Genomic DNA, 12,915 nt, shown 5'->3' with positions numbered 1-12,915 from the left:
GTCGCCGCGCGGCCTTTTTCGCCTTTTCCCCTTCGCTAGGCTTGGCGAAACAGGAAGGGCGGGATGCGATACCTCATTGCGGCAGATACGGGCGGGACCTTCACGGATCTCGCCGTCCACGACACCCAGAACGGCCAAACTCACTTCGGCAAAACGCTCACGAACTACGGCGATCTTGTCGCCGGAGTGCTTGAGGGCCTGCGCGATACGTCCGCCGAACTCAGCGAGGCGCGCCTCCTCAAGCACGGAACGACCCATGTCATCAATGCGATGATCCAGCGGAGCGGCGCCCGGGTGGCGCTGGTGACCACCGACGGGTTTCGCGATGTCGTGGAGATGGCGCGCGGAAACCGGCCGATCCCGTTTGAAATCGGCTTCCGCCGCAATCCCCCGCTGGTGGACCGGTCGCTCTGCTTCGAGGTGCCGGAGCGGATCGATCACAGCGGCGCGGTGCTCGTCCCGCTGGATGAGCCGGCGCTGGAGACGGTGGCGGAGGCGATCCGGGCGGCGAACGTGGAGGCGGTGGCCGTCTCCTTCATCAATGCCTATCGCAATTCGGACCACGAGGATCGCGCCGAGGCGATCCTGGCTCGCCTTCTGCCCGGTGTGTTCGTCACCAGCGGGACGCGGCTCAGCCGGGAATGGTCGGAGTTCGAGCGGGCGACCACCGCGGTCGCCAACGCCTATGTCGGCACCAACATGGACCGCTACATCTCTGATTTCGTTGCGCGGCTGCGGGAGCAGCGGTTCGACGGTCCCCTGTACATGATGGGCTCGAACGGCGGGATCATGTCGACGGCACAGGCGCGCCGGCAGCCTATCGCTCTTCTGGAGTCCGGCCCCATCGGCGGGTGCATCGGGGCCGGCGCCTATGCAACGGCCCTCGGGCTTGACCGTCTGATCGCATTCGACATGGGCGGCACGACGGCCAAGTGCGCGCTGGTCGAGGATGGCAGCTTCGACGTCCAGAGCACCTATTATGTCGGCGGCTATGAACGGGGCTTCCCGGTGCGCACGCCGGTCCTCGATATCGTGGAGGTGGGGGCAGGCGGCGGGTCGATCGCCTGGATCGACGCGCAGGGCCGCCTCAGGGTCGGCCCCCGCAGCGCGGGGTCTGATCCCGGCCCCATCGCCTTCCGCCGGGGTGGCGTCGAGCCCACCGTCACCGACGCCAACGTCGCGCTCGGCCGCATCGGTCCCGACAGCTTCATGAACGGGCGCCTGCCCCTCGATCTTGATGGGGCCCGGGCCGCGATCCGCGATCACCTCGCCACGCCCCTCGGCTTCGAGGGCGAGGGCGGCACGGACCGTGTCGCGCAGGGCGTCCTGGACCTCGCGGTTGTCACCATGACCGGCGCCATCAAGGAAATCACCATCGAGCGCGGACGCGACGTCCGGGACTATGCGCTGTTCGTCTTCGGCGGCGGTGGCCCGATCTTCGGCAGCGAGCTTGCCCGCGAGTTGGGGATCGGCCTGGTGGTCGTGCCTCCCCAGCCAGGCGCTTTCTCCTCTCTTGGCATGCTCATGGCGGAGGCGCGGCTCGACCTCGCACGCACCATACTCACGCGCCTCAGCGACGCTGGGATAGAGGAGGTCCGCGCCGGCTTCGAGGCGCTGACCGCCGAGGCGTCGGACAATGCCGCCGCCGAGTTCGGCGTGGCGGGCGCGACCTTCGAGTATGAAGCGGACATGCGCTACCGCGGCCAGAAGCACACCGTGCGCGTGCGCCTGGAGCAGCCGTTCACCACGGCGTCGGCGCGACGGGCCTTCGAGGCCGGCTACAAGGCCCGCTACGGGCGGCTGAATGACGGCGGCGAGATTGACTTCGTGGTGCTGCGCGTCGGCGCGCTGGTGGCCATCCCGCGCCCGAATCTGTCTGACCTCGTTCCCGAGGTCGAGGCCACAGCGGCACCCGTACCGCGCTGGAGGCAGGTGCATTTCGAAGCCGCGGGTGGGCGCCTCGCCACGCCGATCTATCGGCGGGCGGAACTGCCGGTGGGATTTGCTGCCGAAGGGCCGGCGGTGATCGAGGAATACAGCGCCACCACCATCGTCGGCCCCCACGATCGGGTCGAGGTGGGCCGGCTCGGCGAACTCCGCATCACCTGCCCGGGGGCTTCTAGGAGATAATCGTGACGACGCTTGCAACCCGCACCACAGGTGCCATGGCGGCCAGGCCGCCGATCGACTCGATCACCCTCGAGATCATCCGCCACCAGCTCGCCGCGATCCCCAACCAGATCGAGCGCAACATCGAGCGGACCGCCTTCAGTCCGCTGGTCTACGAGTACAAGGACTATTCGGTCGGCTTCGTCGATCCCGTCGGCCGCCTCGTCGTGCAGTCCCGCGGCAGCCTGCCGATCTTCGTCGCGAACGCCCTGGGAACGGCCGTCCGCGAGGGGTTGGAGGTTCTGGGGCCGGACCATATCCATGACGGTGACATCGTCGTCACCAACAATCCGGCCTGGCTGGGGCAGCACCTCAACAACGTGGTCGCCTACACGCCTGTCCGGGTCGAGGGCGAGCTGATCGGGTTCTTCGCCGTGCTCGTCCATTGGGTCGACGTGGGCGGCTCGGTGCCCGGCTCGTGCGTCGCGAGCAACACGACCGACGTGTGGCAGGAAGGACTGCAGCTGCCGACACTGAAACTGCTCGAACGCGGCCGCAAGCGGCCGGAGCTGTTCAGGCTCATCGCCGCCAATACCCGCTTTCCGGCCTTCCTGCTCGGCGATGTAGAAGCCCAGATCGCCGGCTGCCAGACCGGTCACGATCTGGTTCAGGAGATCACCGCGCGCCACGGCCTCGAAGCCGTCAAAGCCGCCATCGTGGCCATGTGGGACGGCGCGGACCACGCGGTGAAGGCTGCCCTCGCGCGGGCCAGGCCCGGAACCTACATCGCACGCGCAGAACTCGACGACGACGGTGTCACGCCCGACCGCCGGGTTCCCGTCGACATCTCCGTCACGCTGAGCGCCGAGGAGATCCTCGTCGACCTGTCCGGCCTCGGCCCCCAGACGGCGGGCCCGTTCAATGCCGGTCGCAACGGCGGCGGGATCGCCGCCGCCCGCATCGCCTGCAAGTACATGTTCTCTCCCGACACGCCGGTGAACGATGGTGATTTCAGGCGCTTGCGGGTCGAGATCCCGGATGGCCGGTTTCTCAGCGCATCCCCGGACGCGGCCATAGGGCATTCGGGGTCGACGGTTCCGACCGTTGTCGATGCCATCCTCAATGCCTTCGGCCAGGCGCTGCCGGAGCGGGCGGCGGCGGCACATCACGGCATCTACGGCATCCACGCCTTCGACGGCCGCAATCCCGAAACCGGCGAGCGATTCCAGCATCTCGATACGGTGACGGGCGGCTGGGGCGCGACGGCAGTCGCCGACGGACCAAGCCCTTACCGCTCCAACGGCCACGGCGATGTGCCTGACGTGCCGGTGGAGATGCAGGAGAGCTTCTTTCCCTATCGCATCGAGGCCAAGCGCCTGCGTCCCGACAGCGGTGGTGTCGGCCGGCACCGCGGTGGGCTCGGGGTCGAGAAGGTCTATCGCATCCTCGGTGACTGCCGTCTGGTGGTCGGGTTCGACCGAGTCGCCTGCCCGCCCTGGGGTGTGCATGGGGGCGGCGCCGGCCTGTCCGCGAGCGTGGAGATCCTCCGCGCGAACGGAACGCGCGAAAGCTTCAGCAAGGGCGAACGCCGGCTTAGCGCGGGTGACTTCGTCTATGTCCGCAGCGGCGGCGGCGGCGGGTTCGGGCCCGCGGTCGAACGGGCCGTGGAGGAGGTCCTTCGCGACGTGCGCCTCGGCTATGTCAGCCGGGAGGGCGCCGAGCGGGACTACGGCGTCGTGCTGAGCGACGACGGCATCGACGAAGCGGCCACCGCGGCACGCCGAAGCACCATGTCGAGCCGATAGAAATTCAAATAAAAATTGGGAGGAAACAAAATGAATCTGCGATCCAGATGGGCCGCTCTGGTGCTTTCATTTGCGGCGCTGTCCGCGAACGTGGCCGTCGCGGCCGAGCCGATCAGGATTGGCGTGCTTTCGGACATGAGCGGGGTCTTCTCCGACTTCTCCGGTCCCGGCTCGGTCGTGGCCGCGCAGATGGCGGCGGAAGAGTTCAAGGATCTCGGGCCGATCGAGATCTTGCGGGCCGACCATCTCAACAAGTCGGACGTGGGGGCCGCGATCGCGCGCCGCTGGTTCGACGTGGACAAGGTCGACATCATCGCCGACACCATCGGCTCGGCGGTCGGCCTCGCGGTTGCGGCCGTGGTACGAGAAAAGGGGAAGGTCGCGATCTTCTCCGGTGCCGGCGCCAACGACCTGTTCGGCGTCGCCTGTTCCAAGGGTGGTTTCGTGTGGGCGTTCAACGCCTATTCCAACGCGCATGTCATTGCGTCTGCCCTGATGGATAAGGGCTTCAAGAGCTGGTACCTGATCTCCCAGCAATCGGCCTGGGGCCGATCGACCGAGGAGACGATGCTCGCGGACCTCAACAGCCGCGATGCACGGGTCGCAGGCGTGGTCCGCATTCCCATCCTCACCGAGGACTTCACCTCGTTCCTGACGACCGCCCAAGCCTCCCGCGCCGACGTGGTTGCGATCCTGGGCGGGGTCGTCGCCAACCAGGTGAAGCAGGCGACCGAGTTCGGCGTTCGCCAGGGAGGCCAGCAGCTCACCAATCCCATGATCTGGGAACATCAGGTGTTCGGCGCCGGACTTGAGAACGCGCAGGGAATGTACGTCGCGGCGCCCACCTATTGGGACCTCGATGAGGGCACGCGGGAATGGGCCAAGGCGTTCAGCAAGCGGACGGGCTACGCGCCATCCATGACGCACATGGGGACCTATAGCGGCGTCCGACATTTTCTGCAGGCGGTGCGCAAGACCGGCAGCCGCGACCCGTCCGTGGTGACCGAGGAGATGCGGCGCACGCCGGTGGAGGACGCGACAACCCATGGCACCATCCGCCCCGACGGTCTGGTTTCGCGTGACTACTACCTGTTCCAGGTGAAGTCCCCCGCGGAATCCAAGCAGCCCTGGGACATCTACAAGGCGATCAAGAAGATCTCCTCAGCTGACGCCATGCCGCCCCTCAAGGGCAGTGCCTGCCCGCTGGTCCACGACTGAGACGCCGAAAGGACGCATCATGAAGCTTGCCACCTATCTGACGGACAACGGACAAAGGCTGGGCGTCGTCGACACGGAACGCTCGATCATCTTCGATCCCTACGCCGCCTCCAGCGCGCAGGCAGGCGGGCGGGATGAGCGGCTGCGCACCATGGAGGCGCTGATAACGGCCGGACCGGATGCCCTCGCCGACCTGCGACGGCTGGCGGCCGCCGGCACGTCGCAGGGCGACTTCACGACTCCGCTTTCGGAGGTCCGCCTTCTCGCGCCATTGCCGGTTCCGGCCCAGTTCCGCGACTGCTGCGTCTTCGAACGCCACATCCGCGACGGCGCCGCCGGCATGGCGCGCGTCTCCGCGCGTCTCCAGGGGCGGTCGCCGCCCGAGCCCGCAGGTGGAGATGGCATCCCTGCCGTCTATCGGCAGCTGCCGGTCTACTACATCAGCAACCGCTTCAATGTCGTCGGCCCGGATGCAGAGATTGCCTGGCCGGGCTACAGCAACATCATGGACTTCGAGCTGGAAATTGCCGCGGTGATCGGCCGGGGCGGGCGCAACATCGACGCGTCGCAGGCGGCCGGACACATCTTCGGATACACGATCTTCAACGACTTCTCGGCCCGCGACCGGCAAAGCGTCGAGATGACCGGCTGGCTTGGTCCGGCCAAGGGCAAGAGTTTCGACGGCGGCAACGCCTTCGGCCCATGGATTGTCACCCCGGACGAGCTTGGTGACTACCGCGATCTCAAGGTCTGCGTGAAGGTCAACGGCGAGGAATGGATCCGCACGGACATGCGCGGAATGCTGCACGGCTTCGAGGACATGATCGCCTACATCTCCCGTGACGAAACCTTGCATCCCGCCGAGATCATCGCGTCCGGCACGGTCGGCGGCTGCTGCGGGCTCGAACTCGATCGCTTTCTCGCGTATGGGGACGTCATTGAACTGGACGTCGACCGGATCGGCATCCTGCGCAACACCGTGCGGATGAGCCGGGATGACGCAAGCCGCAGGGAAACCTAGGCTGCGTCGCTGGCCGCGGGGCGCTGTCGGCGTTCCGGCGATCGCGGGTGAGTCACTACGCCCTCGCCCCGCTGTTCCGCCGTGCGGTCACGCTCGCCTCCGCCTTCGGCACGCCGGAGGCGTGTTTCGCCGAGTTGGGCTGCGGGACCTGAGCGGCTCAGGGCAATCCGGCGCTTGCGGCGCTCAGTTCCGCGGCGCGGGAGAGGAGCCTTTTGGCGGCGAGATAGAAGGGCACCTCGATGAGGAAGTCTCCGAGCCGGGCGCGGTCGAGCCCCGCCGCCCGCGCCTCTTCGAAGGCCGCGACGATCTCGCCTGCCTCGGCGATGTCGCCGTCCGAAGGCGTCAGCACGGCGTTGATGACCGCCACATGGGCCGGATCCACGGCGCTCTTGGCCGCGTACCCCAGTTGGCGTCCGTAGCGCGTATCCGCCTCGCATCCCTCCACATCGGCGAAGGTGTAGGGGCAGTCGATGGACACCACCCTGGCGGCCCGTGCCTCCAGATGCAGTCGCTGCCGGGCATAGGCGAGTTCCGTGGCCGCCCGGCTGCGCGGGGCGCCGAGGTCCTCGGCCAGATCTTCGGTGGAGCAGAGCACGGCACTGACCCGCGGGCTGGCCGTGGCAATGGCGTAGGTCTGCATGATACCGCGGGCCGTCTCGATGTTCGGGACGATCTCGATGGCGCCGGCCGGCAGGCCGAGCCGCAGTTCATGCCGAGTGATCTCGGCGTCGAGGGCGGTGATCTGGGCGGGCTCGGCAACCTTGGGCAGATGCACTGCGTCCGGCCGGCCCGCAATGACCCCCGCGAGGTCGGCGAGGCCGTCGCCCTCCAGCGGATTGATCCTGACGCAGGCGACGATGCCGGTCGCGCGCCAGGCTGAGAAGACCTCGGCGGCCATGGCCCTCGCCTGAGGGCGAAGGTTGGGCGGCGTGAAGTCCTCCAGTTCCTGGATCAAAGCGTCGGCGCCACACTGCGCCGCGCCGAGCAGAGCGGCGCGATCACCCCCGGGCACGAACAGCCAGCTCCGTCGCAGGGCCGGCCGGCGGCTGTCCCTTTGCGATATCGGGTGCGTCGGTCCCACGTCTTCCTTCGGCATGATCGGCTCTCTCTTGCGAACGGGCGCAAGATGGGCCGGAGGCGGGGCGCGGCGCAAGAACGGTGTCTGATCCCCTCAGACCACTGCGCCGCTGGTCGCCGCAAGCCGGCGATATCCGCCATCGAAATAGAGCAGCGGCTCGGCACCGCGGCAGCTGACGCCGACCACCTCACCGACGAAGATGGTGTGAGTGCCGGCGTGGTGGCGCTCGCGCAGCCGGCACTCGATCACGGCCACCGCTTCAGCAAGGAGGGGGCAGCCGGTCTCGCCCCACCCGTGCGCGACGCCCTCGAACGGCTGGTCCAGCCGGCGGGCGAAGCGGCCCGCAAGATCCTGCTGGTGCGCGGCGAGGATGTTTACCGCGAAGGCACCGGTGTCGGCGATCAGCCCGTGGGAGGTGGTCTCACGGTTCACCACGGCGAGAATCTGCGGTGGGGCGGTGCTGACGCTGCAGACCGCCGTCGCCGTCATGCCGTTGAGCTGGTCGCCGCGGCGCGAGGTGATGACCGTGACGCTGGCCGCCAGCGCCCGCATGGCGGCCTTGAAATCCGCCGCCTCCACGGGCGGCGCTGCGACGGGAGCGGCGCGGCTCATCAGGCCGCCCCCTCTGCGAGGAGGTCGCGCAACTGGCCGCCGGCATATCCACGCCGCAGGTAGCCGCGGGCCTGCAGGAGCGGCACGACCTCGCGCACGAAGTCCTCGAACGTGTCGGGCAGGAAGGCCGGCGACACGACGAAGCCGTCCGCCGCCCCGCTGTCGATGATGGCGATGAGCTGGTCCGCCACCTCCGCTGCCGTGCCCACCGCGCGCGGGCACATGACGCCGCGCGCATAGACGCCGCCCGCCTCGGCGATGGTCATGCCGCCGTCGGGGGTGATGCTGCGGAGCGCCGCAAGGTTCCCCTGGCTGCCGGAGGCGGCGATCTCCTTCACCGTGGCGTCCATCGGCAGGCTGGAGAAGTCGGTGTTGGCGTGGGCGGCCAGCGTCGAGAGGCCGGCGACCGGGTCGGCGAGGGAATCGTGCAGGGCCTCTTTCTCCTCCGCCTCGGCGCGGGTAGCGCCGATGAAGGGCATGATGGCCATCAGCACCTTGCTGGCCCCGGGGGGCCGCCCGGCGGCTTCCAGCGCGCCCGCGACATCGGCCTTGAAGGCGTGCATGCGCTCAAGATTGGGCTGGAGCGCGAAGATGACGTCCGACCAGCGCGCCGCGAACGCCTTGCCGCGCCCGGAGGAGCCCGCCTGCACGATCACCGGCCGTCCCTGCGGGCTGCGCGGGATGTTGAGCGGCCCGCGCGACTGGAACCACGGCCCGCGATGGTTCACGTAGTGCACCTTGGCGGGATCGGCATAGATGCCGGCTGCCCGGTCGAGGACGAGGGCGTCTTCGTCCCAGCTGTCCCAAAGGCGGAAGGCGAGTTCCATGAACTCGTCGGCGCGGTCGTAGCGCTCGTCATGGCCGAGATGGGGCACGGTGCCGAAGTTCAGCGCCTCCCCGTCATTCATGGAGGTGACGACGTTCCATGCCGCCCGTCCGGCGGAGATGTGGTCGAGCGTCGCGAACTCGCGGGCGATGTTGTAGGGCGCGTCGTAGGTGGTGGAGCGCGTGGCGCCGAGGCCGATATGGCGCGTCACCGCCGCCATGGCGCCGAGGATGGGCATGGGGTCCATGCGGGTCGCATCCTGGTCGCCGCGTGCGAGGCCGGCGGCATGGCTGTCGCCATAGCGGTCCGCGATGGCGAGACGATCGGCGAAGAAGAGGAAGTCGAAGCAGCCCTGCTCCAGAAGGCGGGCGATGCGCACATAGTGGTCGAGGCTGAGGAACGGCGTGTCATGGGCGGGATTGCGCCAGATGGCGTGGCTGTGGACCACCGGGCCGGCGATCAGGAAGCCGCACAGATGCATGGGTCTTGGCATGGTTGATCCTCCCTGTCCCGATTTCGGGCAAGGCTTTCCGGTTCACGCGCCGGATGCCCCGCGCATGCTGATGATGAGACTTTGATGGTCATACTGGATGGCCCTTCCCCGACCGTGTCGGGGAAGGGTGGGCTTGGAATTGGCGTCAGGTAATGATGCCGAGGGAGACGTTCTTGCCGCCCTTGATCTCCTGGACCAGGAAGGAGCGGTTGATCTGGTCGCCACGGGCGTCGAAGTCGCAGGTGGCGCCGGCGCCGACGAACTTGATCTTCTTCCCGGCGCGGATGAGTTCGAGGCCCTTGACCACGTCGTCCACCTCCTCGCCGGGCGGATTGCAGACCTCGAACACGGATTTCGCCCACACCTTCGCGTCGGATGACTTGGCGTGCTCCATGGCGAGGGCCGTCACGCACATCTGGTCATGGGCATTGCCGGCGAAGAGGAAGACGGTGCCGGGCGCCGCGCCCATCTCCTTGACGAACCTCTTGTAGGAAGGCGCGTCCAACGGCGGCGCGGGCTGAAGGTGGTAGATGCCGTTCGCCACCTCCGGGCCCACCGCCTGGAGGAACTTGCCCTCCGCATCGGCGCCGATGGAGAGCGCGACGATCTTGGACTTGAAGCCGCCGCGATAGACCTCCTTGGCGATGGAGACGAAATCCGTCAGCAGCGACAGGCAGAACACCGCATCCGGATCGCCGCCGAACGCCTTCTCGACTTCGGAGCGGTAGGAGGGCTGGTCCGGGTTGTACATCACCACGTCGAGCACCTTGCCGCCGAGCTTGGCGAACTCCGCCTTGAACGGCTCAATCATGGCCACGACGAAGGGGTTCTGCTGGGCCAGCACCACCGCCGTCTTGGCGCCGATGGTCTTCATCACCTTCGCGCCGGCGGGTCCCCAGGACGTGCTCTTCGCCTGGAAGCGAAAGACCATGCCCTTGGTGTCGCCCTCGGTCACCGCATTGGCCGAGCACGAGACCATCTGCACCTTGTCGGCGGCGAGGATGATGGGCTTGGCCGCCAGTGCGATGGGGCTGCCCCAGAAGCCGCCCACCAGTTCCACCTTGTTCACTTCCAGAAGTTTCTTGGTAGCGGTGACGCCCACGGTGGGGTTGGTCTCGGAATCCTCAATGAACAGCTTCAGCGGACGGCCGCCGAGGATGCCGCCGGCATCGTTCACCCATCTGACCACCATCTCGGCGGCCTTCTTCATGTCCGGGCCATAGGGGCCGGTTGCACCTGAGAAGGGCAGGACCATGCCGACGGGGATCTCGGCCGCCTGTGCCGCCGCGGGCCGGCCCAGCAAGGCGGCAGCCGGAAGCGAGGCGAGGCCGGCGACCACGTGCCGGCGAGTGAGGGGCAGACTGCGCGTCACGGCTGTTCTCCTGCTGCTGTGTCGGGTTCGGGTTCGGGGTGGAGGTGGAGCAGCGCCTCCGCGGCGCCGTCATCGATCTGCAGTGCGTCGTTGAAGCGGTTGAAGAAGCCGGCGAGCGCCGCGCGCAGCGTCAGCTCGACGATCTGCGCCTCGGTGAAATGCTGCCGGAGGTCATCGAACACGTGATCGCGGATGCCCCAGGCGCGCTGGGTGACGAGCCGGGCGTAGTCGATCACCGCGCGGTCGGCGGCATCGAAGGCGGGATGGTTGCTCTCGGGGAGGGCGGCCACCGCGTCCGCCGGCACGCCCTCGACCTCGAGCAGGGGGGTGTGGTGGGAGACGCAATAGGGGCAGGCATTGAGCTTCGAGACGGTCACGACCGCCAGCTCGATGTAGCGGAACGGCACGCCTTCCCGCGCCCGCAGCTCCATCAGCATCCGGTAGAGATGGTCGAGCGCGGGCGGCACGTGGGCGAGCACCGACGCCTGGTCGCGAAAGTCGGAATAGCCGCCGGCGAAGGCTGTGAAGACCTCCGCATAGGGGGGCGGCAGGTCGGTCGCGGTGAGGGGGGCGACGCGGGGCATCAGGCTTTCTCGCTTTCGGGCGGGAAGAAATCGGCGAAGCGGCGCTTCGGCTCGGAGACGAGGCCTTCCGGCCGCAGGATGAGGAGCAGGACGATGCCCACCCCGATCATGCCGAGCCGCAGCGCGGAGAGCTGGACGCCATCGACGCCCGGGATCACGTCCTTCAGGAAGCGGGTCGCTTCCAGGATCAGCATGATCGAGCCGGCGCCGAGCACGAGGCCGAGATTGGAACCGCGCCCACCGGCGATCACCGCCATGAAGGCATAGGCGGTGATGATGGGGGTGAACTGGCTCGGGTCGATATAGGTGAGGAAGAAGGCGTGGAGCGCCCCCGCGAGCCCCATGATGGCGCCGCCGATGGCGAAGGCGCGCACCCGCAGGGCCAGCACCGGCTTGCCGAGCGCCGCTGCGGCCGTCGCATCGTCGCGGACCGCGCGCAGCGCCCGGCCGAAGGGTGAGCGGACCAGCGCCTCGCTGAAGGCGAAGACGATCACCACCAGCCCCAGCGCGAAGGCGAGGATCACCGCATCGCCCCACCCCGCCGGCGTGATGCCCGCGAAGGGGCGGGGAATATCGGCGATGCCGAGCGCACCGCCGGTCAGGTCGCCGAGATTGAGCAGCAGGATCCGCACGATCTCGGCGAAGCCGATGGTGACGATCGCGAGGTAGTTTTCCTCCAGCCGGATGGTGAGCAGCGAGAGCAGCATGGACAGCCCGGCGCAGACCGCCGCGGACAGCGCGAGACCGGCGAGCCAGCCCACATGCGGCGCGCTGATCGCCAGTGTGTAGGCGCCGAGCGCGACGAAGCCGGCGACACCGAAATTGACCAGCCCGGCAAGGCCCCATTGCAGGTTCAGCGCCAGCCCGACGAGGGCCGCGATGGCGACGAGGATGATGACGGTGACGAGGTAGGAGATCATTGCCGCACCCTCACTTTCGGATGGCCTTGGCCCCGAACAGGCCGTTGGCGCGGAACAGGAGGAGCAGCAGGATGACGCCGAAGCTGACGATCTGCCGGAAGGAGACGGGCAGGATGAGGGCGGACATTTCCTCCGCCACGCCGATAAGCAGCGCGCCCGCCACCGCGCCGATCGGGCTGCCCAGCCCGCCCAGGATGGCGGCGGCGAAGATGGGGATCTGGTAGTTCCAGCCCATCAGCGGATCGATGGCGCGATCAAGCCCCGCCAGCACACCGGCGAGCCCGATCAGCGCGCCGGTGAGGGCGAAGGTGATGCGGGCGATGGTGCGCCGCTCCACCCCGCGCACGGCGGCAAGGGAGGCATTGTCCGCCACCGCCCGCATGGCCCGGCCGAGCGGCGAGGCGGTGATGAGAAGGTGCAGCAGCACCAGCGCGATCACCACCACGCCGGCGATGATGAGCTGTTCGTGATTGATGCGCAGGCCATTCCAGCGGATGGGCCGCGCCACCGCGAGATCGAAGCTTCTGGCCGCATTGCCGAAGATGAAGCGGCAGATGTTCTCCACCACCAGCGACACCCCCATGGAGGCAACGAGCAGCGTGATGGACCCCCGCATCCGCAGCCGCTCGAACACCAGGGCATCGGCGATGATGGAGGCGAGCGCCACCGTCGCCGCGGCGACGGCGGCAGCGATGGGCAGCGGCAGGCCGAGCACCACGTTGGCGGTGTAGGCCGCATATGCTCCGAGGGTGAGGAACGCCCCCACCGCGAAATTGGCGAAGCGCAGGATGCCGAAAACCAGCGTCAGCGCCAGAGCAGGCAAGGCGAGCAGAAGGCCGGTGACGAGGCCGTTGAGGAAGAGCTGAAGCGCCATGGC

Annotated in this window: 11 protein-coding genes; 4 read left to right on the top strand and 7 right to left on the bottom strand. The window is 68.1% G+C overall.

Annotation, left to right across the window (positions count from 1 at the left end):
* The first annotated feature begins 63 nt into the window (after positions 1–63).
* The 4 genes from FHT36_RS10625 to FHT36_RS10610 all read left to right on the top strand — a co-directional run bounded on the left by FHT36_RS10625 (position 64) and on the right by FHT36_RS10610 (position 6,153).
* A complete protein-coding gene (locus FHT36_RS10625) occupies positions 64–2,130 on the top strand; it encodes a hydantoinase/oxoprolinase family protein (protein WP_169122474.1) in 2,067 nt (688 codons plus the stop codon).
* A gap of 2 nt (positions 2,131–2,132) precedes the next feature.
* Positions 2,133–3,914, top strand: a complete 1,782-nt coding sequence (locus tag FHT36_RS10620; RefSeq protein WP_169122473.1) for a hydantoinase B/oxoprolinase family protein — start codon at positions 2,133–2,135, stop codon at positions 3,912–3,914.
* A 90-nt stretch (positions 3,915–4,004) separates the two neighbouring features.
* The gene (locus FHT36_RS10615) at positions 4,005–5,132 is read left to right on the top strand and encodes an ABC transporter substrate-binding protein (RefSeq protein ID WP_169122472.1); all 1,128 of its coding nucleotides are present in this window, start codon (positions 4,005–4,007) and stop codon (positions 5,130–5,132) included.
* Between the two features lie 19 nt (positions 5,133–5,151).
* Entirely contained in the window at positions 5,152–6,153 is a 1,002-nt protein-coding gene (locus FHT36_RS10610) for a fumarylacetoacetate hydrolase family protein (RefSeq protein ID WP_169122471.1), read from the top strand.
* 157 nt (positions 6,154–6,310) lie between these two features.
* Here the strand turns inward: FHT36_RS10610 and FHT36_RS10605 are convergent, their stop codons facing one another.
* The 7 genes from FHT36_RS10605 to FHT36_RS10575 form a co-directional block, all read right to left on the bottom strand.
* The gene (locus FHT36_RS10605; protein ID WP_169122470.1) at positions 6,311–7,249 is read right to left on the bottom strand and encodes a CoA ester lyase; all 939 of its coding nucleotides are present in this window, start codon (positions 7,247–7,249) and stop codon (positions 6,311–6,313) included.
* A 75-nt stretch (positions 7,250–7,324) separates the two neighbouring features.
* On the bottom strand, positions 7,325–7,843 hold the full coding sequence (locus tag FHT36_RS10600) for a flavin reductase family protein (RefSeq protein WP_169122469.1): 519 nt from the start codon (positions 7,841–7,843) through the stop codon (positions 7,325–7,327).
* Positions 7,843–9,162: an LLM class flavin-dependent oxidoreductase gene (locus FHT36_RS10595; RefSeq protein WP_169122468.1), complete on the bottom strand. Its 1,320-nt coding sequence runs from the start codon at positions 9,160–9,162 to the stop codon at positions 7,843–7,845. Before FHT36_RS10595 ends, FHT36_RS10600 begins: the two co-directional genes overlap by 1 nt.
* 145 nt (positions 9,163–9,307) lie before the next feature.
* Positions 9,308–10,534, bottom strand: coding sequence for an ABC transporter substrate-binding protein (locus FHT36_RS10590; protein WP_169122467.1), 1,227 nt, complete (start codon positions 10,532–10,534; stop codon positions 9,308–9,310).
* Positions 10,531–11,118: a carboxymuconolactone decarboxylase family protein gene (locus FHT36_RS10585; RefSeq protein ID WP_169122466.1), complete on the bottom strand. Its 588-nt coding sequence runs from the start codon at positions 11,116–11,118 to the stop codon at positions 10,531–10,533. The genes FHT36_RS10590 and FHT36_RS10585 overlap by 4 nt, the downstream gene beginning before the upstream one ends.
* Positions 11,118–12,038 (bottom strand): branched-chain amino acid ABC transporter permease, encoded by a 921-nt coding sequence (locus FHT36_RS10580; protein WP_169122465.1) that lies wholly within the window; start codon positions 12,036–12,038, stop codon positions 11,118–11,120. The genes FHT36_RS10585 and FHT36_RS10580 overlap by 1 nt, the downstream gene beginning before the upstream one ends.
* A gap of 10 nt (positions 12,039–12,048) precedes the next feature.
* Positions 12,049–12,912 (bottom strand): branched-chain amino acid ABC transporter permease, encoded by an 864-nt coding sequence (locus tag FHT36_RS10575; protein ID WP_169122464.1) that lies wholly within the window; start codon positions 12,910–12,912, stop codon positions 12,049–12,051.
* Between the last annotated feature and the right edge of the window lie 3 nt (positions 12,913–12,915).

It is taken from the genome of Xanthobacter sp. SG618 (genome assembly GCF_012932745.1).
GTDB lineage: Bacteria > Pseudomonadota > Alphaproteobacteria > Rhizobiales > Xanthobacteraceae > Xanthobacter > Xanthobacter flavus.
The sequence above is the reverse complement of the archived record's forward strand: the minus strand, read 5'-3'. Positions and strand labels throughout refer to the sequence as shown.